The following is a 22,160-nucleotide window of genomic DNA, read 5'->3' as shown; positions in this document are numbered from 1 at the left end:
GGTGGGGCGGCCCGTACGGCGCGGTCAGGACCGGCGGCCGGTCGTCAGGCGTCGGCGCCCAGCCACAGGTCGGGGCCGAACACCTCGTAGTGGATGTCGGCCGGGCGCACGCCCGCCGCGATCAGCTGCCCGCGCACCGAGCGCAGGAAGGGCAGCGGGCCGCACAGGTAGGCGGTGGTGCCGGCCGGGATCTCCACGGTCGACAGGTCGACCAGCCCGGTGCGCTCGGCGGGCCACTCGCCGACCGGCCGCTCGTAGAAGACGTGCGCCTCGGCGTCCGCCAGCTTCGCGGTCAGCTGCTGCAGGTCCGCGCGGAAGGCGTGGGCCAGCTGGTCGCGGTCGCCGTGGACCGAGACCACCCGCCGGGTGGAGGCGGTGGCCGCCAGGTGCGACAGCATCCCGATCATCGGGGTGCAGCCGATGCCCGCGGAGGCCAGCAGCACCGGGCCGTCGCCCTCGGCCAGCGTCACGTCGCCGAACGGCGGGCTCAGCAGCAGGGTGTCGCCCGCGCCGATGTGCGCGTGCAGGTGGTTGGAGACCTCGCCGGCCGGGGTGTCGTCCACCCGCTTCACCGAGAACTGCAGTGCGCCGTCGGGCTGCCCGGAGAGGCTGTACTGGCGGATCTGGTGGGCGCCGTCCGGGAGTTCCACCTGTACCGAGACGTACTGGCCGGGCGAGGTGGCCGGCAGCGGGCCGCCGTCGGCCGGGCGGACGAGGAAGGTCGCCACGTCGTCGGTCTCCAGCAGCCGCGCCACCACGGTGTACGGGCGCCACAGCGCCTCCGGGCCGGTGCCGACCTCGGTGTACAGGCCCTTCTCCAGCGCGATCAGCGCGTTCGCCATCAGCCAGTAGACCTCGTCCCAGGCCGCCGCGACCTCGGGGGTCACCGCCTCGCCGAGCACCTCGACGATCGCCGCGAACAGGTGCTCGTGGACCACCGGGTACTGCTCCGGGGCGACGCCCAGCGAGGCGTGCTTGTGGGCGATCCGGGCGAGCATCGCGTCCGGCCGCTGCTCGGGGTGGGCGACCAGGGCGGAGGCGAAGGCGGCGATCGAGCCGGCCAGGGCCTGGCGCTGGGTGCCGTTCGCCTGGTTGCCGCGGTTGAACAGGTCGCGCAGCAGCTCCGGGTGGGCCTCGAACAGCCGCTCGTAGAAGCGTGCGGTGATGTCGCCGACGGCGGCGCCGACGACCGGCAGGGTGGCTTCGACGACCGGGGCGTTCTGCGGGGACAGCATGGAGGGCTCCCTTAATTGGTATTTGATCTTCGTATTTTGCTGGACGGGAACAGGGCGGGTGCCGGGTCCGGCGGACGGGCCGGGGTGGGGGCGGGTTCGGTCCGGGGGCGGCCCGGCTGTCAGTCCGGCGGGCGGACCGACAGGCCGAGTAGTACCGGGCCGGTCGGCGAGGCGACCAGGTCGTCGACCGACAGCGGGTCGAGCACCGCGAAGAACGCCTCCTGTGCCTGGCGGAGCGCACCGCGCAGCCGGCAGGCCGCCCGGAGCGGGCACGGCGGATCGTCCTCGCAGCCCACGACGTCACCGACACCCTCCAGCTCGCGCAGCAAAGCGCCGAGCGAACCGGTGCGGCCGGCCGGGGTGAGGGCCAGGCCGCCGCTGCGACCACGCCGCGCCTCCACCACGCCGAGGCGCTGCAGGCGGCTCACCACCTTGGCCGCGTGGGTGTAGGGCACGTCCATCGCGGCCGCCACCTCGCGGGTGGTCGGGTTGGACTCCTCGTCCAGCACGGCCAGCCGCATGGCGATGCGAAGCGCGATGTCGGTGCTCTTGGTCAACCTCACGCACAGCAGACTATCTAATGCGAATCCTGGATTCGTATTTGGGGTGCCTATTGCGGCATCCGTGCAGGTGGGGCGGCCTGCAGCCGGGCGAGCAGCTCGGGGCCGGACCAGCTGCGGCCGCCGCCGGGGCCGGCCGCCTCCGCCTGCCGGACGAGCTCGATCAGCCGGGTGTTGGCCGGCGCCGCCAGGCCGTGCCGGGCGGCCATCGCGACCACCTCGCCCTGCAGGCTGTCGATCTCCGTCCGCCGCCCGCGCTGCAGGTCCTCCCAGGTGGACGAGCGGGCCTCGGCGTCCACCTGCAGCGCCGCCGCGGCCAACCGCCGGAACACACCGTCCGGCAGGGCCAGCAGACGGGGCATCAGCGCCGTCGGCAGGGCGCCCAGCCGCGCCGGACGCACCCCGTCCGCACGCATCGCGGCGAGCGCCTCGCGCTGGCACAGCGCCAGGCAGCGGCGGTAGGCCCGCTGTCCGAGCTCCTCGCGCAGCGGCAGGCCGGACAGCGCGTTGACCGCGTTGTTGAGGTTCATCAACAGCTTGCCGTACTGCACCTCGCGCATGTCCGCGCGGCGCTCCACGGCCAGCCCGGCCGCCCGCGCGGCCTCGGCCAGGGCCGCCCCGGCCGGCTGGTCGTCGATCATCAGCGCACCGCCGGAACCCTGGTGGAAGACGCCGGGCGCCTTCTGCAGCACGTTGTACGGGACCATGCCGGCGACCACCGGGTGCTCCGGGCCGACGGCCTCCCTGATCGCCGCTGGGTTGTGCAGGCCGTTCTGGAAGCTGACCAGCGGGGTCGCCGGGCCGAGATGGGGCGCGACGGAGGCGGCGGCCTCGGCGGTGGCCGCCGACTTCACCGTGACCAGCACCAGATCGGCGCCGCCGGCGGCCGCCGGGTCGGTCTCCGCACGGAGCCCTCCGGCGGGCACCCGGATCGTGGGGCGGCCGCCGCCGGTGAGGGTCAGGCCGTCGGCTTGCACCGCCTCCATGGCCGCCGGGCGCCCGATCAGGGTCACCTCGGCGACCTCGGCGAGCAGGCCCCCGAGGTGGCAGCCGATGCTGCCGGCTCCGAGGACGGCGATCCGCAGCCGATCGGACGGCGGGGCGGGCAGGTCGGACGTCACGGCGGTCATCCTCCGGGCGGCGTACGGACGGGCGGGTGCCGAGCACCCTAGATCGTCCGGCCCCGCCTCCGCGAGGGGCGTGAGGCCCCCGGACGGCGCGGGTCGGCCGCAAGGGGCGCGGGCCTTGGCGCGGTGCGGGCCTGCCCGGCCGGCGTCCTGGCAGGATGGCGGCATGGAACGTGTGCTTGGAATCGGCGGGTACTTCATGCGCGCCGCCGACCCCGCGGCCCTGGGTGCGTGGTACCGCGACTGCCTGGGTCTGGACGCCGACGGGAACGGCCTGTGGCGTCAGGAGGCCGGGCCGACGGTGTTCGCGACGTTCGACTCCGGGACGGACTACTTCGCGTCCCGCACCCAGCAGACCATGCTCAACTTCCGGGTCCGCGACCTGGATGCGATGCTCGCGCAACTGCGCGCCAAGGGCGCGGACGTGGCCGAGGGCACCCAGGACATGGAGGGCGTCGGCCGGTTCGGCTGGGTCACCGATCCCGAGGGCAACCGGATCGAGCTGTGGCAGCCCGCCTGAACCTGAACCGCGCCGCCGAACGGGACTTGACGGCCTCCCGGTTCAGGGCAGGGGGCCGATGAGGGTGGCGGCGGTCCGGGCGATGCGGTTGCGGGTTCCGGCGCCGTCGAGGTAGCCGGCGACCATGGCGCCGTCGCGGAGCAGGAGGAGGGCGTCGGCGCCGGCGGCCGGGTCGGGATGGCCGCAGGCGCCGAGGAGTTCGGCGAGGGCGTCGCGGAACCACTGCCGGTGGTCGGCGACCAGGCGGCGGACGGGGTGGCCGGCGTCCGGGTACTCCGCGGCGGCGTTGATGAACGGGCACCCGCGGAACCCGGGCCCGCAGACCTCCTCGGCCAGCGCCTCGACGAGCACGGCCAGGGTGGTGCGCGGGTCGCCGGCCGCTGCCGCGGCGTCCGCCAGCCGGGCCCGGACGTGCTGGTCGCGTCGTCGGAGGTAGGCGAGGACGAGTTCGTCCTTGCCGGGAAAGTGCCGGTAGAAGGTGGCCTTGGTGATGCCGGCCTCGGCGATCAGGCGGTCGACGCCGACGGCCTGGATGCCTTCCGCGTAGAAGAGTTCCGCGGCGGTGTCGAGCAGTCGCTCCCGGGCCGCGGACCTGCGGGAGGCCGGGTCGGCGAGGACTGTTCGATCGCTCATGTGCCCCAACCCTACAGGCGGCGCACCGGCCCGGAGGCGGTCCTCGGGGCCCGGGCGTCACTCCGGGCGGCGGGCGGTGCCGTACCTGCTCCGCGGTCTTGCGCGGCCGGGCCCTCCCGCATTTAACTATCACTGCTAGTTAAATGCGGGAGCGGACACCGAGGAGCATCGGGTGCACCAGTACGCGGACCACTACATCGGCGGCACCTGGCGGCCCGCCGCCGGGCCGGACACCATCGAGGTGATCAACCCGGCGACCGAGCGCCCCATCGCCACCGTCCCGGCCGGTACCCCCGCCGAGGTCGACGAGGCCGTCGCCGCGGCCCGCGCCGCCGCCCCCGGCTGGGCCGCCGCCGGCCGCGAGGAGCGGCTCGCCGCCCTCACCCGGCTCCGCGACGGCCTCGTCGCCCACCGCACCGAGATCGCCGAGACCGTCACCGCCGAACTCGGCACCCCGATCGGCTTCGCCGACGCCGTCCAGGCCGGCACTCCGATCGCCGTCGCCTCCGCCTACCTCGACGTGCTGGCCGACTACGCCTTCCACGAGAAGGTCGGCAACTCCACCGTCTACGCCGAGCCCGCCGGCGTGGTCGCCGCCATCACGCCGTGGAACTACCCGCTGCACCTGATCGTCGCCAAGGTCGTCCCGGCGCTCGCGGCGGGCTGCACCGTCGTCCTCAAGCCCTCCGAGGAGACGCCGCTGATCGCCCGGCTGTTCGCCCGGATCGTCGACGGCGCCGGCCTGCCGCCCGGCGTGTTCAACCTGGTGACCGGCCTCGGCACGGTGGTCGGTGCCGCGCTCGCCGCCCACCCCGGTGTGGACGTGGTCTCCTTCACCGGCTCCACCGCCGTCGGCCGGGCCATCGGCGAGAGCGCCGGACGCGGCATCAAGAAGCTCTCCCTGGAACTCGGCGGCAAGTCCGCCAGCGTCGTCCTGCCCGGCGCCGACCTGGCCCGCGCGGTCAACGTCAACCTGGCCAACGTCTTCGCCAACTCCGGCCAGACCTGCACCGCCTGGACCCGCCTGCTGGTCCACCGCGACCAGTACGAGGAGGCCCTGGCCATCGCAGCCGCCTCGGCCGGCAAGTACGCCCCGGGCGACCCGGCCGACCCCGCCACCCGGGTCGGCCCGCTGGTCAGCGCCCGCCAGCGCGAGCGCGTCCGCGGCTACATCGCGGGCGCCCTGGAGGACGGCGCCCGCCTGGTCGCCGGCGGCCCCGAGCAGCCCGACGGACTGGAGCAGGGCTACTACGTCCGCCCCACCGTGCTCGCCGACCTCCCGCCGGACGCCACCGCCGCCCAGGAGGAGATCTTCGGCCCCGTCCTCGTGGTCCTGCCGTACGACGACGAGGAGCACGCCCTGGAGATCGCCAACGGCACCGAGTACGGCCTGGCGGGCGCCGTCTGGGCGGGCGACGACGACAGCGCCGCCGCCTTCGCCCGCCGCATGGACACCGGCCAGGTCGACATCAACGGCGGTCGCTTCAACCCGCTCGCCCCCTTCGGCGGCTGGAAGAACTCCGGCGTCGGCCGCGAACTCGGACGGCACGGCCTGGAGGAGTTCCTGCAGACCAAGTCCCTCCAGTTCTGACCCGGCCGTACCCCCGGCCGCACCCCCGTACGACCTCCCGCCTCCGCCACCCCGCCCGCACCCGAAGACACCGAGGTGACCGCCATGGTCCGCGCCGCCGTCCTGCGCTCCGCCGGGGCCCCGCTCGAGATCACCGAGATCGACCTGCCCGACCCCGGCCCCGGCCAGGTCCGCGTCCGGCTCGCCGCCGCCGGCGTCTGCCACTCCGACCTGTCGCTGACCCGCGGCAAACTGCGCGCCACCCTCCCGCTGGTGCTCGGCCACGAAGGCGCAGGCACCGTCCTCGCGGTCGGCGAGGGCGTCACCGCCGTGGCACCCGGCGACCCGGTGGTGCTCAACTGGGCGCCCGCCTGCCGCGCCTGCCCGTCCTGTGCGATCGGCGAGCCCTGGCTGTGCGACAACTCCGGTACGGCCTCCACCGGCCTGTACGCCGCGCTGGCCGACGGCACCGGCCTCCACCCGGGCCTGGGCGTCGGCGCGTTCGCCGAGGAGACCGTCGTCCACGAGCGGGCCGTGCTGCCGCTGCCGGCCGGGGTGCCGCTCGACGCGGCGGCCCTGCTCGGCTGCGCCGTCCTCACCGGCTACGGGGCCGTGCACAGTGCGGCCCGGGTGCGGATGGGGGAGTCGGTGGTGGTGTACGGGCTCGGCGGGATCGGCCTGGCCGTCCTGCAGGCGGCCCGCATCGCCGGCGCTGCACCGGTGGTCGCCGTCGACGTCTCGCCGGACAAGGAGGAACTGGCCCGCCGGCACGGCGCCACCGAGTTCCTGATCGCCGACGACAGCACCCCGAAGGCGGTCCGCGAACTGACCGGCGGCCGCGGCGCCGACCACGCCTTCGAGTGCGTCGGCCGCGGCAGCACCATCCGCTCGGCCTGGTCCGCGACCCGGCGCGGCGGGCGGACGACCGTGGTCGGCATCGGCGGCAAGGAGGACATGGTCTCCTTCTCCGCGCTGGAGCTCTTCCACTACGCCAGGACGCTCACCGCCTGCGTGTACGGCAACTGCGACCCGGTCGAGTCGGTGCCGGAGCTCGCCGGCCACGTCCGGACCGGGCGGCTCGACCTGGAGGCGCTGATCACCGACCGGATCGGCCTGGAGGACATCCCGGAGGCCTTCGAGCGGATGGCCGCCGGCCGCGGCGGCCGCTCCCTGGTCGTCTTCGACCACTGAGACCACCCGGCGCAACGCGGAAGGTCCCGCACCCTGTTGAGGGTGCGGGACCTTCCGCGTTGCCCGGGAGCCTCAGGCCGCGGGCTTCTCGGCCGCCGAGGCGACCGGGACCGGCTTCGGGGCCGAGCCGCCGGACTTGCGCAGGAAGAGGAACAGGGTCGGCACCAGGTAGGCGGCCCAGACCGCGACCTGCAGCACCGTCGGGTCCGGCTGGAAGTTGAAGACGCCCTTCAGCAGGGTGCCGTACCAGCTGTCCTTCGGAACGGTGCTGGAGATGTCGAAGGCCTGGCTGGTCAGGCCGGGGATCCAGCCGGCCTCCTGCAGGTCGTGCACGCCGTAGGCGAGCACGCCGGCCGCCACGACGACCAGCATCGCGCCCGTCCAGGTGAAGAACTTGGCGAGGTTGATCTTCAGGGCGCCGCGGTAGAACATCCAGCCCAGCACCACCGAGGTGAGCAGGCCGAGGATCGCGCCGACCAGCGGCCGCACCCCGTCGCTGGTCGCCTGGACGGCCGTCCAGATGAACAGCGCCGTCTCCAGGCCCTCCCGGCCGACCGCGAGGAAGGCCGTCACCACCAGGGCGAGGGTGCCCATCGCCAGCGCGGCGTCCAGCTTGCCGTGCAGCTCGGCCTTCAGGTGCCGGGCGGTGCGGCGCATCCAGAAGACCATCCAGGTGACCAGGCCGACCGCGACGATCGACAGCGAGCCGCCGAGCGCCTCCTGCGCCTCGAAGGTCAGCTGCGTCGAGCCGTACTGCAGCACCGCGCCGAAGGCCATGCTCAGCACGACGGCCGCGCCGATGCCGATCCAGACCGGCGCGAGGCGGTCCCGGCGGTCGGTCTTGACCAGATAGGCGATCAGGATGCAGACCACGAGGCTGGCTTCGAGGCCTTCCCGCAGACCGATCAGGTAGTTGCCGAACACAGGGGACTCCCGGGGGTGGAGGTGGTACGGGGCAGGGGCTCAGCCGAACAGGGCCTGGCCCCACCATTCGCCGGGCTTGCGGACACCGGGCGGGCACGCGAAGTGGCCGGAGCCGACGTGCACGATGTACTCGTTGAGCGCGTCGTTGGCGGCCAGCTTCGACTGCAGCGGCACGAAGGCCTTGCGGGTGTCGCGCTGGTAGGCGAGGAAGAACAGGCCGGCGTCGAGGCGGCCGAGGCCGTCCGTGCCGTCGGTGAAGGAGAAGCCGCGGCGCAGGATCATCAGCCCGTTGTTGCTGTCCGGGTGCGCCAGGCGGACGTGCGCGTCGTCCTTCATGGCGGACAGGTCCGGGGTGTCCCGCTCCTTCTGCTTGCCGACCGGCGCGCCCTCCAGCTTGGAGCGGCCGAAGACGTCCTCCTGCTCCTGCAGCGAGGTGCGGTCCCAGGTCTCGATGGTCATCCGGATGCGCCGGGCGACCAGGTACGAGCCGCCGGTCATCCAGTCCTGGCCGTCGCCGGGGGCCGCCCAGACGTGGTCGGCCAGCGCCTTGGCGTCGGTGCCGGCGATGTTGTGCGTGCCGTCCTTGAAGCCCATGAGGTTGCGCGGGGTCTGCGCCTCGGGGGTGGTCGAGGAGGTCTTGCCGAAACCGAGCTGCGACCAGCGGACGTTGACCACGCCCATGCCGATCCGGGCCAGGTTGCGGATCGCGTGCACGGCGACCTGCGGGTCGTCGGCGCACGCCTGCACGCAGATGTCGCCGCCGCTGCGCGCCGGGTCCAGCCGGTCGCCGGGGAACTTCGGCAGGTCGACCAGGGCGTCGGGGCGCTTCGCCTTGATGCCGAAGCGGTCCACGCCGTCCTTCTCGAACAGCGTCGGGCCGAAGCCGATGGTGAGGGTCAGACGGGAGGCCGGCAGGCCCAGGGCCTCGCCGGTGTCGTCCGGCGGCGCCTCCGGGATGCCGCCGGTGGCGCCGGTGCCGACCTCGCGGCCGCCGGTCATCGCCGCGGCGGCCTTCGTCCACTCCTTCAGCATCTTCACCAGGGCCTCGCGGTCCTTGGTGGCGACGTCGAAGGCGGCGAAGTGCAGGCGGTCCTGGACGGGCGTGGCGATGCCGGCCTGGTGGTCGCCGTAGAAGGGGATGTCGACGGTGGAGTCGATGCCGGGGGCGGCGGCGGGCGCACCCTCGTGCATGGTCGCGGCGGCGACCGAACCCGCGGCGGCCGCGCCGAGGGCGAGGCCGGCGCCCGCCCAGCCGATGACGGCGCGGCGGGTGGGTGCGGCGTGGTCGGCGGCGGTGTCCGGGGCAGTGGGCTCGGCGGTCTCGGCGTCCACGGTTGTTCCTATCGGTCCTGTCTCGGCGGAAAGCCGCGGCGGCCGGGTCGGCCGCCGCGGCGGGGCGCTGGTGCGGGCGTCCGGCTTACTTGGCGACGACCGCGGCGGCCAGCTTCGACAGCGGCTCACCCAGGGAGTTCACCGCGTCCGAGAAGACCTTGCGCTCGGGCTCGGTGACCTTGTCGTACGAGGTGTAGACCTCGCCCTGCTTGTACTTGGCGAGCAGCGCCTTGATGGCGGCGAATTCGGTGTCGAGGGTCTTGACGAGGGCGGCGTCCTTCTCGGCGACGACCGGCTTCAGCAGCTCGTACGCCTTCTCGGCACCCTCGACGTTGCCCGCGAAGTCGGACAGGTCGGTGTGCGAGTAGCGGTCCTCCTCGCCGGTGACCTTGCCGGTGGCGACCTCGTCCAGCAGCTCCTTGGCGCCGTTGGCCATCGAGGTCGGGGTGATCTCGGCCTTGGGGACGCGGGTCTGCCAGTCCTTCAGGTCCGTCACCAGCTGGTCGGCGAGCTTCTTCTCCTCGTCGCCGATCTTGTTGTCGGCGAACAGGGACTTCTCCAGGCGGTGCCAGCCCGTCCAGGTCTGGCCGGCCTCCAGGCCGTCCTCGCGGACGTCGGTCTTCGGGTCGATGTCGCCGAAGCTCTCGGCGATCGGCTCGGTGCGCTCCCAGCCCACGCGGGACGGGGCGAACAGCGACTTGGCCTTCTCGGCGTCACCGGCCTTGATGGCCTCGGCGAACTGGGTCACCACCGGGATGGTGGCGTCGGCCTGCTCCTGCGCGTACTTGCGGTACGCCTCGACCGCGGCGGCCAGACGCGGGTCGGCGGCCTTCGCGGCCGAGTCGCCGCCACCGGTGACGGTGATCTTCTGGCGGATGCCGTCGCCGGTCATGCCCGGCTTGCAGGCGATCTCGTACTCGCCGGCCTTGATCTCGGCGTGGATGGTCGCCTTGGTACCGGGGCCGATGTTCTCGCGCTCGGTGACGATCTTGTCGCCGGGACCGTAGACGTAGACCTCGGTGGCCTTGGAGCCCTTGTTCTCGACGGCGAGCTCGACCGTGCCGGCGGGGAAGCTGGTCCTGGAGACCTCGCAGGCGGTGTCGGAGGCGTTGACCTTGACGGCGTCCGCGGAGGACGCCTCGTCCTTCTTCGAGCAGCCGGCCAGGGCGGCGCCGGCCACGGCGAGGGTCAGAAGCGTCGCTGCAGAGCGGCGGGCAGACATTGGCGTACTCCGAGGGTGCTGGTCGATTTCCGGCACCCAGACAGTAGGGGAAGCAAGCCTAACCTAACAACCTTTCGAACCGTCAGGTGGAAGCATCGAATCCCAGCCGTGACCTCGGCAGTTCACCCCCTCCGGGCCGCCCCCGCCCGGCCCGCAGGCCGGTCCGGCACCCGGGTCGGACCGGCGCGGCAAGGATCGTTCGTCTGCCCCTGCATCCACTGCGGAGCCGGGTCGACCCAGGTGTTCAGCGCCGCCGCGGCCGCCCCGGCGTTACCCAGGTCATACCGGTCGACGGCCGGGAAGACCGGCTTCTTCCGGGTTGCCGGGCGGCAGAACCGCTGCGCCCGGTCCAGCAGCTTGCCGTTGTCGCCGGAGGCGGTCGGCGCGACGGTGACGTCCCGGAAGCGGTTCATCACGGACAGCGGCCGGAGCAGTCCGGTACGGACGGGGCGCACGGGGCCTCCGTGAGGGGCCTGAGGCGGCGTCACCCCATGGAAGCGCATCGGTGTGTCATGTATCAGGCGGCCTGCGGCATCCCGTGCCCGCCGCGTACGCTCAAGACGAGGAGGCACCGCCGATGGACAGTCAGGAATGGGACGCCCGCTACCGCGTCACCGAGCAGCTCTGGGGTGTCGAACCCAACCGCTGGGTCGTCCGCGAGTGCGCGGACCTGCCGCCCGGCCGCGCCCTCGACCTCGCCGCGGGCGAGGGGCGCAACAGCATCTGGCTCGCCGAGCGGGGCTGGCACGCCACCGCTGTCGACTTCTCCGCCGTCGCCCTCGACCGCGGCCGGGCCCTCGCCGCCACCCGCCCCGGCGGCACCGCCGACCGGATCGACTGGGTGCACGCCGACGTCCTCACCCACGCCCCGGAGCCCGGCGGCCACGACCTCGTCCTCGTCGCCTACCTCCAGATCCCCGCCGACGACCGCCGCACCGCAATGCGCAGTGCCGCCGGGGCACTCGCCCCCGGCGGCACCCTGCTGGTGGTCGGCCACGACACCGCCAACCTCACCGAGGGCGTCGGCGGCCCGCAGGACCCGCGCGTCCTCTTCACCCCGGCCGACGTGCTCGCCGACCTGGCCGGCCTCGGCCTGGAGACCGTCCGCGCCGAGCAGGTGCGCCGCCCCGTGGCCGCCCCCGACGGCCGCGGAACGGCGGGCGAGGCCGTCGACGCACTCGTCCGGCTGCGCCGGCCCGTGCGCCGACCCGCCCCGTCCTGCCCGTTCCGTCCCGCCCCGGCGCAGCGCTCAGCGCGGCCTGCGCCGGGCCCTGCGCGGCGAGGCCTCCAGCGCCTGGAGCCCGCCGGCCCGGAACCTGTCCCGCCAGGCGGCCACCAGCGCCGCCGAGTGTCCGAGCCGCCCGGCGGCATCCTCCGCGGAGGCGTGCTCGCAGGCCAGGACGATCCGGGCGCGCAGGGCGAGCCCGCGGTCCGGCGCATTGGGCGAGGCCCAGGAGCTCAGTACGGCGCGGTCCGGTTCGGCGATCCGGCGGGCGGCCGCGGCCGGCCGGGGCTGCCGGTCGCCGGGCAGGATCGCCTGGCTGTCGGCGTACCGGAGTTCGGCGCTCTCGTCGGCGATCCGGAAGGCGGTGCCGATCAGCGGCCGGCCGTGCTGGTCGGCGATGGTGCGCCTGACCTCCAGCCCGTCGGGTGCGGCGTGCTCGGCGGTGCCGCGGGCGAGCTGGACGCTGTCGGCGGCCCGTAACCGCAGCCCGGCCGCGGCCGCCCAGCCGTACAGGTCGCCGAGGTCGGCGTCCTGGCCGGACTCCGCCGCCGCCTCGCCGAGCGCCCAGGCGGCCCGCCCGAGCTGTGGCACCAGGACGGTCAGCACCGGCGCGAACCAGGAGAGCGCCGACTGGAGCGTCCGCCCCTCGGTGTCCCGCAGCCGGTGGTCGTAGGTCAGGGCGGCCCGCCCCGCGGGCAGCTCCAGTGCGGCGGCCGCCCAGTGCTCGGGTTGTCGGCGCAGCAGCCGGCCGTGGCCGGCGGCCGCCCGCGCCGGGCGCAGGAACGAGCCCGGGAAGGCGTGCGCCGGGGCCGGTCCGGGGGAGGGCCGGGCGGCCCGCCCCTCCCGTGGCGCGAGTACGTAGGTGCCGAGGTGGTCCCCGGCGACGCAGCCCTGCGTCCGCAGGTGCTGCAGTGCGGCCCGTACCGTCTGCCGGTTCACTCCGTACTCGGTGGCGAGCTGCCGCTCCGACGGCAGGTTCTGCCCCACCGGGAACCGCCCCCTCCGGATCTCGCCCCCCAGATCGCGCGCGATGTCCAGGTACGCCGGCGAACGGCGTTCCGTCTGTTGTCCAGGCATGCCGAGGAGACCCCCACTGGTCGTATCCGTAGCGCTACCCCATGACTGTGCACCGTCAGCATAGGGCACTGGTCTGGACCATTGGTCTGCTGCGGGTGAATCTTCCGTGCAGGCACCGGACATTGGGGCCCGGAGCGGCACCCGTCGCGCCGGGTACGGCCGAACGGGCGATCTTCCACCGCGCATTGGCCCAGCCGCTGTCGCGGTGCCGGTCAAACGCTCGCAGACTCGGAGACCGGGGGTGAGATCGAGTGAGAGGCTGTCCAGTGAAGCTCGTCGTTCGTCGGCTCGTTGTCGCCGCCACCGCGGCCTCCGTCGGTCTGGGCATGGCCGCCTGCGGCAGTGCCAAGCAGTCCACAGGCGGAGGCGCGTCCGGGTCCGCCGCCTCCGGCGGCACGGTCAAGGTGGGTCTTCTCCTTCCGGAGACCAAGACCACCCGTTACGAACAGTTCGACCGCCCGCTGCTCGAGGCCAAGATCAAGGAACTGGTCCCCAACGCGCAGATCGACTACTACAACGCCAACCAGGACGCGACCGTCCAGCAGACGCAGGTCGACACCGCCCTCACCAAGGGCAACCAGATCCTCGTCCTGGACGCGGTCGACTCCAAGGCCATCCAGTCCTCCGTCCAGAAGGCCCACGACGCCGGCGTCAAGGTCATCGCCTACGACCGCCTCGCCCAGGGCCCGGTGGACGCCTACGTCTCCTTCGACAACAACAAGGTCGGCCAACTCCAGGGCGAGGCCCTGGTGAAGGCCGTCGGCGACAAGTCCGGCTCCGGCGAGATCATCATGATCAACGGCTCGCCGACCGACCCCAACGCGGGCCAGTTCAAGGCCGGCGCGCACTCCGCCATCGACGGCAAGCTCAAGATCGGCAAGGAGTACGACACCCCCAACTGGGACCCGAACAACGCCAACCAGGAAGCCGCCGCCGCCATCACCGCGATCGGCGGGCCCAACGTGGTCGGCGTCTACTCCGCCAACGACGGCATGGCCGCCGGTATCGCCACCGCGCTCAAGGCCTCCAACCTCAGCGTCCCGCTGACCGGCCAGGACGCCCAGCTCGACGCCGTCCAGCGCATCCTCAACAACACCCAGACGATGTCGATCTACAAGCCGTACGAGCCTGAGGCGGCCGCCACCGCCGAGATCGTCGCCGCCTTCGCCAACGGCGCCAGCCCCTCGGCCTCCGCCGTCCCGACCACCTCGACCAGCGGCAGCGGCCAGAAGGTCCCGTCCAACCTGATCACGCCCATCGTGCTCGACAAGGCCAACATCAAGGACACCGTGATCAAGGACGGCCTCTACACCACCGAACAGATCTGCACCGCCGACTACGCCCAGGCCTGCAAGGACGCCGGACTGCAGTGACGCGTGCCCCCGTGTCCGTCGACCCACAAGGGAGTTGATGTCCGTGGCAGGCTCACCCGTCCTGGCACTGCGCGACGTCTCGAAACGGTTCGGCGCCGTCCAGGCGCTGACCGACGTCGAGCTCGAAGTGCACGCCGGCGAGGTCGTCGCCCTGGTCGGCGACAACGGCGCCGGGAAATCCACCCTGGTCAAGGCGATCGCCGGCGTGTACGTCCCCGACGGCGGCGTCCTCGAGTGGGAAGGGCGGCCGGTGACCGTCCACCGCCCGCAGGACGCCCAGCACCTCGGCATCGCCACCGTCTACCAGGACCTCGCGCTCTGCGACAACCTGGACGTGGTGGGCAACCTCTTCCTCGGCCGCGAACTCCGCCGCATCGGCATCCTGGACGAGGTCGCCATGGAGAAGCGCTCGCGCGAACTCCTCAACACCCTCTCCATCCGCATCCCGAGCGTGCGCATCCCCATCGCCTCGCTCTCCGGCGGTCAGCGGCAGACCGTCGCCATCGCCCGCGCACTGATCGGCGACCCGAAGGTCGTCATCCTCGACGAGCCCACGGCCGCCCTCGGCGTCGAGCAGACCGCCCAGGTGCTCGACCTGGTCGAGCGCCTGCGCGACCGCGGCCTCGGCGTCATCCTGATCAGCCACAACATGGCCGACGTCATGGCCGTCTCCGACAAGATCGCGGTGCTCCGCCTGGGCCGCAACAACGGCATCTTCGACCGCCGCGCGACCAACCAGGAGGAGATCATCTCCGCGATCACCGGCGCCACCGACAACGCCGTCACCCGCCGCAAGGCCCGAGGGCAGGAGGGCCAGCAGTGAGCAGCGACAACACCGGCGGCTCCGGCGGCGACCAGCAGCCGTACGAACGTCCACCGCTGCCCGAGGACAGCATGCCCAAGGGCGGCGTCAACGCCCCCGTCCCGGTCGCCGCCGACGCGACCCCGGCCGTCGACCCCCGCCTGATCGTCCGACAGGAGGGCCTGCACGGCTACCTCGACGAGTTCAGGCGCCGGATCGCCAGCGGCGAGCTCGGCTCACTGCCGGTCGTCCTCGCCCTGATCATCATCTGGGCGGTCTTCGGCAGCCTGGACTCGTCCTTCCTCTCCGCCCAGAACCTCTCCAACCTCTCGCAGCAGATCGTCGGCACCGGCATGATCGCCATCGGCGTCGTGTTCGTGCTGCTGCTGGGCGAGATCGACCTGTCGGTCGCCTCGGTCAGCGGGCTGTGCGCGGCCATCTACGCGGTGCTCAACGTCACCAACGGCGTCAACGCCTGGGTGGCCATGTTCGTCGCGATCGCCGGCGGTGCCGTGGTCGGCTTCATCCAGGGCTTCTTCTTCGCCAAGGTCGGCGTGCCCGCCTTCGTGGTCACCCTCGCCGGCAACCTCGGCTGGAACGGCCTGATGCTGCAGATCCTCGGCGCCACCGGCACGGTCAACCTCCCCGGCAACGACATCGTCTCCCGGCTCTACAGCACCATCTACAGTCAGCAGGTCGCCGCGTACGGGCTGGCGGCGGCGGGCGTACTGCTCTTCCTCGGCGCCTCACTGGTGGACGCACGGCGCAGACAGGCCGCCGGGGTGCCCTCCCGGCCGCTCACCGACATCGTGCTGCGCACCGCGGTGCTGGCGATCGTGGCCTTCCTCGCGGCGTACACGCTCAACCAGTACAAGGGCCTGCCGCTGGCCCTGCTGATCTTCCTGGTCTTCATCGTGGTGCTGGACTTCGTGCTCCGCCGCACCACCTACGGCCGGCAGATCTTCGCCCTCGGCGGCAACATCGAGGGCGCCCGCCGGGCCGGTATCAACGTGTCCTGGATCAGGATCTCGGTGTTCGCCATCGCCTCGGCGATGGCGGCGGTCGGCGGTCTGTTCCTGGCCGCGCAGATCCAGTCGGCGAGCCAGACCTCCGGCGGCGGCAACCTGCTGATGAACGCCATCGCCGCGGCGGTCATCGGCGGCACCAGCCTCTTCGGCGGCCGCGGCTCGACCTGGTCGGCACTGCTCGGCGCGCTGGTGATCGGCTCGATCCAGTCCGGCATGAACATCATGGGCCTCAGCAACGCCATCCAGTTCATGATCACCGGTGCGGTCCTGCTGGCGGCAGCGATCATCGACTCGCTGTCGCGCCGCACCCAGAAGGCGGCCGGCCGGGCCTGACCCCGGACGGCCGGTACGGCCCCTCCCCACCGAGTCCACCGGCGGACGCGTGCGGGGAGGGGCCGTCCGCACGCGTGCCGCGCCGGCCGTCTCAGGCGGTGGCGACCAGGTGCTTGTAGAAGAAGGTGCTCGGGCGGAGCGTGCCCGCCGGGTCGGCGGCGTAGTCGGGGACGGCGCCCAGGGTCGTCCAGCCCGCCCTGCGGTAGAGCCGCTCGGCGGAGCTGCCGGTCTCGGTGTCCAGCAGCAGGAGGGTGCGGCCGCGCTCGGCGGCGGCCTGCTCGGCGAGGGCCAGCAGTGCGCCGCCCAGCCCTCGGCCGCGCGCGTCGCTGTGCACCAGCAGCTTGCCGATCTCGGCGCGGTGCGCGCCGTTCGGGTACTGCGCCAGGGCGAGGCTGACCGTCCCGGCGGGCCGGTCGGACGGGCCGGCCGCCCACACCAGCAGGCTGCCCGCGGCGACGGCCGCCGCCCGGGAGCGCCACCAGTCGGCGGCCTCGGCGGTGGTCAGCCGGGCGGGGAAGCCGACCGAGGCGCCGCCGCGGACGGCGTCGACCAGCAGCTCGGCCAGGCCCGGGGCGGCGGCCTGCAGGCGCTCGGCGGTGAGGAGTTCGGGGGTGAGGAGTTCGGCGGTGGACACGGGCGTCCCTTCGGGGCTGGGCTGTCGGTCTGCCGCGCGGGCAGTGATGGGCGGGGAGTGATGTGCGGGCAGTGACGTGCAGGCGGTGCGGCCGTCAGGGCATGACGAGGGCGAGGACGTAGCGGGCCGGCTCCGGGCCCGGGCAGTGGAAGGCGGAGCGGCCCCACAGCCGGAAGCGCAGGCAGTCGCCGGGGGTCAGCCGGTGCGTCCGCTCCTGGACGGTGAGCTCCAGCAGCCCGGAGAGCAGCCACAGGTGCTGCTCCAGGCCGGGCACCGACGGGCCGTCGTAGTCGATCGCGGCCCCGGCCGGGAGGGTGCCCTCGAGCAGTTCGCCGCGCAGGCCGGCCAGCGGCGGCGAGACCGAGCGCCGGACGAAGCCGGAGGCCGGGTCCGTCCAGACCGGCTGGTCGGCGGCGCGCACCAGGCCGCTGCCGTTCTCCTCGACCTCGGCGAGCAGCTGGGACATCGTGCGGCCGTAGGCGCGGCAGAGTCGACCGAGCAGGGCCGCGGTCGGGCTGATCTCCGCGCGCTCCAGCCGGGAGAGCGTCGAGCGGCTGACGTCCGCGCGCAGCGCGAGCTCGTCCAGCGACCAGCCTTCGGCGGTGCGCAGCTCGGCGAGGCGGGCGGCCAGCCGAAGGTCCAGCGGGTCCTCGGATCTCATATCCGGGACTGTATCCCAGATCTGGGAGAGTTCTCCAGATCGGCCGGACAGCCGGGGCCGACCTATCGTGGAGGGGCGTGGGGGCCGGTACGAGGAGCGAGCGATGGAACCGGACAACGGGCAGTTGACCGTCTCGGTGCAGCGTTCGGCGCACGGCGTGGTCGTCCGACCCCAGGGAGAACTGGACCGGGACGGCGAGGTGCCCATGCGCGAGGCCCTGGAGCAGGCCGTCGCGGCGTCGCCCGGCCTGCTCGTCGTCGACTGCGGCGGGCTCACCTTCTGCGACTCGGCCGGCCTCGACCTGATCTTCGGTGCCCGCAGCGTCGTCGAGACGGCGGGCGGCGCCCTGGTCCTCGCCGACCCGGGCCCCGCCGTCACCGGCCTGCTGGAGATCGCCGGGGCCGACGAGGTGCTCAGGGTCTACGGCACGGTCGCCGAGGCGCTCGCCGCCGGCGAGCACTGACCGGTCGGTGGGCACTGGCCGGTCGGTGGGCACTGGCCGGTCGGTGGGCACTGGCCGGTCGGTGGGCACTGGCCGGTCGGCGAGCACTGACCGGTCGGTGGCACCAACCCCCCGGGAGGCGCCCTGGCGCCGGGGATAGGCTCGTTCCGTGAGTGACGACATGTCGGCGGAACCGCTCCCCGCAGCGGCCTCGGGGTTCGAGCGCGGTACGGACGGGCCCAAGGTGATCGTCGCGGGGGCGGACAGTTCGGAGGCCTCCTGGCGCGCGGTCGCCTACGCGGCCGGGCTCGCCCGGCGGCAGAACGCGCTGCTCGCCGTCGTCTTCGTGCAGCCCGTGCTCGGGGCGGCCGCCGCCTTCGGCCTGCCGGTCGCCGAGACCACCGGCGCCGTCGCCGGCGAACTGCTCGCCGAGATCCGCTCCGGCGTCGAACGGCTCCGCGGCATCTACGAGATGCGCTGGCAGTTCCTCACCTTCCCCGGCGACCCCTACAGCGGGCTGGTGCGCGCCGCCGACGAACTCAAGGCCGACGCCGTGGTCGTCGGCGCCTCCGAGAGCGCCGGACACCGGATCGTCGGCTCCGTCGCCGTCCGCCTGGTCAAGGCCGGCCGCTGGCCGGTCACCGTGGTGCCCTGACGGCACCTGCGGCGGACCGGGCGGCCGGGCCGCCGCGGCCGGGCCGGGTTCAGGCGGTGCGGCGGACCTTGAGGGCCCAGAGGACCAGGGGCACCTGCAGGGGCAGGCGGGCGGCGGCGATCTCGCGCCACGGGGAGGGGCGGTGCCGCCAGTCGTACGCCATCTTGACGTTGGCCGGGAAGGCCGCGGCGAACAGCCCGGCCGCGGCGAGCGCCCCCGCGGCTCTGGTGCGCGGTGCCAGGACCGCTGCGCCGACCGCGAGTTCGGCCACCCCGCTGGCGTACGTCCAGGCCCGTGGCGAGCCCGGCAGGGAACGCGGCACGATCGCGTCGAACTGCCGCGGCGCGGCGAAGTGCGCCACTCCGGCGCCGACCAGCAGACCGCCCAGGGCGCGGGCGGACAGGGAACGGACGGGCATCGCGGGACCTCCGAGCGGCGGGACGGCAGTTGTTACCCGACAGTAGTGTCCGCCGGGTGCCGCTGGGAAGGCGCGCCCCGCCCCGACCGGGACGGCCGCCCTGACACACTGCCGCTGTGGAGCTCCTCCTGGTGTCCGACACCCACGTCCCCGCCCGCGCCCGTACCCTCCCCGGCGAACTGCTCGACCGGATCGCCGCCGCCGACGCCGTGGTGCACGCCGGGACGACTGGACGGACACCGCCACCCTCGACCTCTTCGAGAGCCGCGCCCGCCGCCTGATCGCCGTCCACGGCAACAACGACGGCCCCGACCTGCGAGCCCGCCTCCCCGAGACCGCCCGCGCCGAACTCGACGGCCTGGTGCTCGGCGTCGTCCACGAGACCGGCCCGGCCCGCGGACGGGAGGAACGCTGCGCCGCCGCCCACCCGGGCCTGGACGTCCTGGTGTTCGGGCACAGCCACATCCCCTGGGACACCGCCACCGCGGGCGGCATGCGGCTGCTCAACCCGGGATCGCCGACGGACCGGCGGCGCCAGCCGCACTGCACCTACATGACCGCCCGGATCGAGGCGGGCCGGCTCCTCGACGTGGTGCTGCACCGGCTGCCGCCGCGCAGCACGACGGCGGGCGGTTGAACCCGCCCGCCGTCGTCGCCCTGCTCGCTGCGGCTGTCAGCCGACGAAGCCCAGTGCGGCCACCGCGCCGATCGCGCCGAGCCCCATGAAGACCGGCATCAGCACCTTGATCTCCACCCAGCTGCCGGCCCGGAAGCGCATCGCCTTCGGCGGGCCGATCGGGTACCAGCGCTTGCGGCCGATCGGGATCGGCCACAGCACCGGGCAGCCGGAGACCGTCAGCGCATCGCCCAGGCAGTGCACCAGCGCACCGAGCGCGACCGGCAGGCCGATCCACAGGTAGTCCTGGCCGGGCTGGTCGAACAGCCAGTTCGCGCCGTTGCCCGGCTTGTCGAGCACGCTCGCCAGCGTCCAGGCGCTGGTCGCACCGAGCAGCCACACCAGGATGTCGCTGGACATCCGGGCCTGCCGCCACAGCAGGCCCTCCACCGCCAGCACCATGTGGATGAACAGCACCACCAGGACGCCCCAGCGGTCGCCGTACGCGGAGAACAGCGAGGCCACCACGCCCGACAGCGCCGCCCAGAGCCAGGTGTGGGTCAGCGTGCGGTGGCCGCCGTTGCGGCGCGGGTCGCCCTTGCCGCGGGTCGCCTTGTAGGTCGCGGCGCCGATCTTGTCGATGACCTCGCACAGGCCGCGCGAGAGCGGGCCGAACGCGCGGGAGACGGTCGCCGCCTTGTGGTCGAGGTCGGGCGCGAGCGCGGCGCCCGCCGATATCAGCGCACCCGCCAGCAGGACGGGCCAGGGCATGGGCCGGTCCAGCGTGTACGCGGCCGCTCCTGCGGCCAGCCAGGCCGCCGCGCCGGAGAGCGCGTGTGCCGGTCCCATCATGGTGTTTCCCACCCCATCGCACGGTACGGGCGCCGTTGCGCGCCCCGGTAGGGGCGCAGCATAGCCGAGCCGGTCAAGGGCCCTGCCGGGGCCCCTGACTGCCGGTCACCGGCCCCGAGGGGGCGGTCGGTCGGGCCCGGAGCTCCGTACCCGGACGACTGCTCCTGATGGGCTGCCGCCGTGGATCAGCGGGCCTCCGCGCGCCGCTCCAGGGCGTCCCGCCCGGCCTCCTCGACCACGCCGACCGGGTCGGCGGCCAGCCGCTCGAGCAGCTCGACGGTGCCGGGGGTGGACCAGTTCCAGACGGTGTGGGCGAGCTTCGCCCGCACCCCGGGGTCGGGGTGGTCGGCGAGCACCGCCAACTGCTGCACCGGCCCCTTGCGGCGCCGCCGCAGGCCGAACCAGTGCAGCAGGTCGAGCAGTACGGCCGGATCGCCCGGATCGCCGGCGGCCTCCAGCCGGGCGAGCAGCACCCGGGTCGGGGCGGGCGGGCCGTCCAGCGGGTGCGGCAGGCGCTCGCGCAGCCGCCGGCCGCCGTACTCGCCGCGGACCCGGCAGCCGTCGCACTGGCAGGGCCGCCGGCCGTGCGAGCCGGGGAAGTACCGCCAGCCGGTCACCTGCGGGGCCGTCCGGACGCGGTGGATCTCCGCGGCGGACACCGACCGCGGCAGGAACACCTCCCAGCCGCGCGGGTCGTCCATCGCCGCGAGCCGGCCGGCGGCCTCGGCCGCCGTCACCTCCTCGCCGGCCCGGCCGAAGTGCCGGACCGTCACCGGCTCGGCGTCCGCCAGCCGGAAGTGCACCGCGACCAGCCCGCCCCGGGTACCGAAGCGGGCCAGCTCGCGCAGCCACTGATGGGTGAGCGTGTACGAGGGCAGCACCGGGAAGCAGTGCACGCCGCGCGACCCGCGGCCGGTGGCCCGGATGCCCGTACGCCTGATCCGCGGCGCATGGGCCGCCGAGGTGAGATGGACGAAGATCGGCACGGCAGTCAGACTAACGGCCGGTCATGACAGGCCGTCCGGGCCGGTGGCCCGCCGGGCGGCGGCCGAGACGGCCGCCGGCCGGGCCGCGAGCCCGGGCCGGGCCGCCCAGAACTCCGCAGGGCGCCCGGCCAGTGCCGCCAGGAGGTCTCCGGGGCCGAGGTCGCCCTCGGCTGCCGGGTCCACCTCCAGCAGGTCCGGTGCCACCGGCACCAGGAAGCGCAGGCCGACGTTCTGGCCGATCAGCAGCCGCAGCCCCTCGGCTCCCAGGTCGCGCAGCGGCAGCCGGTGCAGGGCGTGCGCGGTGGCGACCAGGCGCGTGGCGTCCGGCCCCGGTGAGGGCCGGGCGCCCTCGAGGTCGTCCAGGGAGCGGCCGAGATCCGGCGCCCCTCCAGCGTGCTCAGCAGTCACAGCCGCAGTCGCAGCAGTCTTTTTTTTTTTTTTTTTTTTTTTTTTTTTTTTTTTTTTTTTTTTTTTTTTTTTTTTTTTTTTTTTTTTTTTTTTTTTTTTTTTTTTTTTTTTTTTTTTTTTTTTTTTTTTTTTTTTTTTTTTTTTTTTTTTTTTTTTTTTTTTTTTTTTTTTTTTTTTTTTTTTTTTTTTTTTTTTTTTTTTTTTTTTTTTTTTTTTTTTTTTTTTTTTTTTTTTTTTTTTTTTTTTTTTTTTTTTTTTTTTTTTTTTTTTTTTTTTTTTTTTTTTTTTTTTTTTTTTTTTTTTTTTTTTTTTTTTTTTTTTTTTTTTTTTTTTTTT

At 72.8% G+C, this 22,160-nt stretch carries 23 protein-coding genes and 2 pseudogenes; 10 read left to right on the top strand and 15 right to left on the bottom strand.

What is annotated here, in order from left to right; translation table 11 throughout:
* Nucleotides 1-44: 44 nt before the first annotated feature.
* The 3 genes from ACQ614_RS06870 to ACQ614_RS06860 all read right to left on the bottom strand — a co-directional run bounded on the left by ACQ614_RS06870 (nt 45) and on the right by ACQ614_RS06860 (nt 2,925).
* Entirely contained in the window at nt 45-1,235 is a 1,191-nt protein-coding gene (locus tag ACQ614_RS06870) for a globin domain-containing protein (protein ID WP_431677441.1), read from the bottom strand.
* Nucleotides 1,236-1,354: 119 nt separating this feature from the next.
* Nucleotides 1,355-1,798 carry an RrF2 family transcriptional regulator gene (locus ACQ614_RS06865; protein WP_363491981.1) on the bottom strand — a complete coding sequence of 148 codons (444 nt, stop codon included), beginning with the start codon at nt 1,796-1,798 and terminating at the stop codon, nt 1,355-1,357.
* 47 nt (nt 1,799-1,845) lie between these two features.
* Nucleotides 1,846-2,925 (bottom strand): 2-dehydropantoate 2-reductase, encoded by a 1,080-nt coding sequence (locus ACQ614_RS06860; protein ID WP_431677440.1) that lies wholly within the window; start codon nt 2,923-2,925, stop codon nt 1,846-1,848.
* A gap of 163 nt (nt 2,926-3,088) precedes the next feature.
* Between ACQ614_RS06860 and ACQ614_RS06855 the strand changes: the two genes are divergently transcribed.
* Entirely contained in the window at nt 3,089-3,442 is a 354-nt protein-coding gene (locus ACQ614_RS06855; RefSeq protein ID WP_431677438.1) for a VOC family protein, read from the top strand.
* Between the two features lie 42 nt (nt 3,443-3,484).
* Here the strand turns inward: ACQ614_RS06855 and ACQ614_RS06850 are convergent, their stop codons facing one another.
* Nucleotides 3,485-4,075 (bottom strand): TetR/AcrR family transcriptional regulator, encoded by a 591-nt coding sequence (locus ACQ614_RS06850; protein ID WP_431677436.1) that lies wholly within the window; start codon nt 4,073-4,075, stop codon nt 3,485-3,487.
* A 172-nt stretch (nt 4,076-4,247) separates the two neighbouring features.
* On the opposite strand from ACQ614_RS06850, the gene ACQ614_RS06845 reads away from it, so the two are divergent.
* Together ACQ614_RS06845 and ACQ614_RS06840 are read left to right on the top strand one after the other, a co-directional pair.
* Nucleotides 4,248-5,666, top strand: coding sequence for an aldehyde dehydrogenase family protein (locus tag ACQ614_RS06845; protein WP_431677434.1), 1,419 nt, complete (start codon nt 4,248-4,250; stop codon nt 5,664-5,666).
* Nucleotides 5,667-5,750: 84 nt separating this feature from the next.
* Entirely contained in the window at nt 5,751-6,836 is a 1,086-nt protein-coding gene (locus ACQ614_RS06840) for a Zn-dependent alcohol dehydrogenase (RefSeq protein WP_431683843.1), read from the top strand.
* Nucleotides 6,837-6,908: 72 nt separating this feature from the next.
* Here the strand turns inward: ACQ614_RS06840 and efeU are convergent, their stop codons facing one another.
* From efeU to ACQ614_RS06820, 4 genes are all read right to left on the bottom strand, one after another.
* Nucleotides 6,909-7,760, bottom strand: coding sequence for an iron uptake transporter permease EfeU (gene efeU, locus ACQ614_RS06835; protein WP_431677432.1), 852 nt, complete (start codon nt 7,758-7,760; stop codon nt 6,909-6,911).
* Nucleotides 7,761-7,799: 39 nt separating this feature from the next.
* Nucleotides 7,800-9,092: an iron uptake transporter deferrochelatase/peroxidase subunit gene (gene efeB / locus ACQ614_RS06830; RefSeq protein WP_431677430.1), complete on the bottom strand. Its 1,293-nt coding sequence runs from the start codon at nt 9,090-9,092 to the stop codon at nt 7,800-7,802.
* 85 nt (nt 9,093-9,177) lie between these two features.
* Nucleotides 9,178-10,314, bottom strand: coding sequence for an iron uptake system protein EfeO (gene efeO, locus ACQ614_RS06825; RefSeq protein WP_431677428.1), 1,137 nt, complete (start codon nt 10,312-10,314; stop codon nt 9,178-9,180).
* Nucleotides 10,315-10,436: 122 nt separating this feature from the next.
* On the bottom strand, nt 10,437-10,769 hold the full coding sequence (locus tag ACQ614_RS06820; RefSeq protein WP_431677426.1) for a hypothetical protein: 333 nt from the start codon (nt 10,767-10,769) through the stop codon (nt 10,437-10,439).
* Between the two features lie 122 nt (nt 10,770-10,891).
* On the opposite strand from ACQ614_RS06820, the pseudogene ACQ614_RS06815 reads away from it, so the two are divergent.
* Nucleotides 10,892-11,248 (top strand): annotated as a pseudogene (locus ACQ614_RS06815) (class I SAM-dependent methyltransferase); the annotation flags it as partial.
* A gap of 315 nt (nt 11,249-11,563) precedes the next feature.
* Here ACQ614_RS06815 and ACQ614_RS06810 read toward each other — a convergent pair.
* Nucleotides 11,564-12,616 carry a GntR family transcriptional regulator gene (locus ACQ614_RS06810; RefSeq protein ID WP_431677424.1) on the bottom strand — a complete coding sequence of 351 codons (1,053 nt, stop codon included), beginning with the start codon at nt 12,614-12,616 and terminating at the stop codon, nt 11,564-11,566.
* 326 nt (nt 12,617-12,942) lie between these two features.
* Here ACQ614_RS06810 and ACQ614_RS06805 point away from each other — a divergent pair, with 326 nt between their 5' ends.
* The 3 genes from ACQ614_RS06805 to ACQ614_RS06795 all read left to right on the top strand — a co-directional run bounded on the left by ACQ614_RS06805 (nt 12,943) and on the right by ACQ614_RS06795 (nt 16,152).
* Nucleotides 12,943-13,989 carry a sugar ABC transporter substrate-binding protein gene (locus tag ACQ614_RS06805; RefSeq protein ID WP_431683842.1) on the top strand — a complete coding sequence of 349 codons (1,047 nt, stop codon included), beginning with the start codon at nt 12,943-12,945 and terminating at the stop codon, nt 13,987-13,989.
* A 43-nt stretch (nt 13,990-14,032) separates the two neighbouring features.
* On the top strand, nt 14,033-14,812 hold the full coding sequence (locus ACQ614_RS06800) for an ATP-binding cassette domain-containing protein (protein WP_431677422.1): 780 nt from the start codon (nt 14,033-14,035) through the stop codon (nt 14,810-14,812).
* Between the two features lie 71 nt (nt 14,813-14,883).
* Nucleotides 14,884-16,152 carry a sugar ABC transporter permease gene (locus ACQ614_RS06795; RefSeq protein ID WP_431683841.1) on the top strand — a complete coding sequence of 423 codons (1,269 nt, stop codon included), beginning with the start codon at nt 14,884-14,886 and terminating at the stop codon, nt 16,150-16,152.
* Between the two features lie 91 nt (nt 16,153-16,243).
* Here ACQ614_RS06795 and ACQ614_RS06790 read toward each other — a convergent pair whose 3' ends face one another.
* Nucleotides 16,244-16,786, bottom strand: a complete 543-nt coding sequence (locus tag ACQ614_RS06790; protein ID WP_431677420.1) for a GNAT family N-acetyltransferase — start codon at nt 16,784-16,786, stop codon at nt 16,244-16,246.
* Nucleotides 16,787-16,880: 94 nt separating this feature from the next.
* Nucleotides 16,881-17,447 carry a helix-turn-helix domain-containing protein gene (locus ACQ614_RS06785; protein WP_363491968.1) on the bottom strand — a complete coding sequence of 189 codons (567 nt, stop codon included), beginning with the start codon at nt 17,445-17,447 and terminating at the stop codon, nt 16,881-16,883.
* A 103-nt stretch (nt 17,448-17,550) separates the two neighbouring features.
* Between ACQ614_RS06785 and ACQ614_RS06780 the strand changes: the two genes are divergently transcribed.
* Both ACQ614_RS06780 and ACQ614_RS06775 read left to right on the top strand, forming a co-directional pair.
* Nucleotides 17,551-17,910: an STAS domain-containing protein gene (locus tag ACQ614_RS06780; RefSeq protein WP_363491967.1), complete on the top strand. Its 360-nt coding sequence runs from the start codon at nt 17,551-17,553 to the stop codon at nt 17,908-17,910.
* Between the two features lie 160 nt (nt 17,911-18,070).
* Nucleotides 18,071-18,544, top strand: coding sequence for a universal stress protein (locus tag ACQ614_RS06775; protein WP_431683840.1), 474 nt, complete (start codon nt 18,071-18,073; stop codon nt 18,542-18,544).
* A 49-nt stretch (nt 18,545-18,593) separates the two neighbouring features.
* Here ACQ614_RS06775 and ACQ614_RS06770 read toward each other — a convergent pair whose 3' ends face one another.
* Entirely contained in the window at nt 18,594-18,962 is a 369-nt protein-coding gene (locus ACQ614_RS06770) for a DoxX family protein (RefSeq protein WP_431677417.1), read from the bottom strand.
* A gap of 116 nt (nt 18,963-19,078) precedes the next feature.
* Between ACQ614_RS06770 and ACQ614_RS06765 the strand changes: the two are divergent.
* A pseudogene (locus tag ACQ614_RS06765) lies at nt 19,079-19,599 on the top strand (metallophosphoesterase family protein).
* Between the two features lie 36 nt (nt 19,600-19,635).
* Here the strand turns inward: ACQ614_RS06765 and ACQ614_RS06760 are convergent.
* The 3 genes from ACQ614_RS06760 to ACQ614_RS06750 all read right to left on the bottom strand — a co-directional run bounded on the left by ACQ614_RS06760 (nt 19,636) and on the right by ACQ614_RS06750 (nt 21,824).
* Nucleotides 19,636-20,430: a metal-dependent hydrolase gene (locus ACQ614_RS06760; protein ID WP_263106390.1), complete on the bottom strand. Its 795-nt coding sequence runs from the start codon at nt 20,428-20,430 to the stop codon at nt 19,636-19,638.
* Between the two features lie 185 nt (nt 20,431-20,615).
* Nucleotides 20,616-21,416 carry a HEAT repeat domain-containing protein gene (locus tag ACQ614_RS06755; protein ID WP_431677414.1) on the bottom strand — a complete coding sequence of 267 codons (801 nt, stop codon included), beginning with the start codon at nt 21,414-21,416 and terminating at the stop codon, nt 20,616-20,618.
* A 21-nt stretch (nt 21,417-21,437) separates the two neighbouring features.
* Nucleotides 21,438-21,824: a contact-dependent growth inhibition system immunity protein gene (locus ACQ614_RS06750; protein WP_431683839.1), complete on the bottom strand. Its 387-nt coding sequence runs from the start codon at nt 21,822-21,824 to the stop codon at nt 21,438-21,440.
* Nucleotides 21,825-22,160: the final 336 nt, after the last annotated feature.

Source organism: Kitasatospora dryopteridis, assembly GCF_050749075.1.
Lineage (GTDB): Bacteria > Actinomycetota > Actinomycetes > Streptomycetales > Streptomycetaceae > Kitasatospora.
The sequence above is the reverse complement of the archived record's forward strand: the minus strand, read 5'-3'. Positions and strand labels throughout refer to the sequence as shown.

What these genes read in the sequence shown, in the direction of transcription:
- ACQ614_RS06760 (WP_263106390.1), bottom strand. Translation starts at nt 20,430, where the DNA reads ATGATGGGACCGGCACACGCGCTCTCCGGCGCGGCGGCCTGGCTGGCC.
- ACQ614_RS06775 (WP_431683840.1), top strand. Translation starts at nt 18,071, where the DNA reads ATGTCGGCGGAACCGCTCCCCGCAGCGGCCTCGGGGTTCGAGCGCGGT.
- ACQ614_RS06795 (WP_431683841.1), top strand. Translation starts at nt 14,884, where the DNA reads ATGCCCAAGGGCGGCGTCAACGCCCCCGTCCCGGTCGCCGCCGACGCG.
- ACQ614_RS06770 (WP_431677417.1), bottom strand. Translation starts at nt 18,962, where the DNA reads ATGCCCGTCCGTTCCCTGTCCGCCCGCGCCCTGGGCGGTCTGCTGGTC.
- ACQ614_RS06840 (WP_431683843.1), top strand. Translation starts at nt 5,751, where the DNA reads ATGGTCCGCGCCGCCGTCCTGCGCTCCGCCGGGGCCCCGCTCGAGATC.
- ACQ614_RS06870 (WP_431677441.1), bottom strand. Translation starts at nt 1,235, where the DNA reads ATGCTGTCCCCGCAGAACGCCCCGGTCGTCGAAGCCACCCTGCCGGTC.
- ACQ614_RS06805 (WP_431683842.1), top strand. Translation starts at nt 12,943, where the DNA reads ATGGCCGCCTGCGGCAGTGCCAAGCAGTCCACAGGCGGAGGCGCGTCC.
- ACQ614_RS06860 (WP_431677440.1), bottom strand. Translation starts at nt 2,925, where the DNA reads ATGACCGCCGTGACGTCCGACCTGCCCGCCCCGCCGTCCGATCGGCTG.
- ACQ614_RS06850 (WP_431677436.1), bottom strand. Translation starts at nt 4,075, where the DNA reads ATGAGCGATCGAACAGTCCTCGCCGACCCGGCCTCCCGCAGGTCCGCG.
- ACQ614_RS06780 (WP_363491967.1), top strand. Translation starts at nt 17,551, where the DNA reads ATGGAACCGGACAACGGGCAGTTGACCGTCTCGGTGCAGCGTTCGGCG.
- ACQ614_RS06785 (WP_363491968.1), bottom strand. Translation starts at nt 17,447, where the DNA reads ATGAGATCCGAGGACCCGCTGGACCTTCGGCTGGCCGCCCGCCTCGCC.
- efeO (WP_431677428.1), bottom strand. Translation starts at nt 10,314, where the DNA reads ATGTCTGCCCGCCGCTCTGCAGCGACGCTTCTGACCCTCGCCGTGGCC.
- ACQ614_RS06810 (WP_431677424.1), bottom strand. Translation starts at nt 12,616, where the DNA reads ATGCCTGGACAACAGACGGAACGCCGTTCGCCGGCGTACCTGGACATC.
- ACQ614_RS06855 (WP_431677438.1), top strand. Translation starts at nt 3,089, where the DNA reads ATGGAACGTGTGCTTGGAATCGGCGGGTACTTCATGCGCGCCGCCGAC.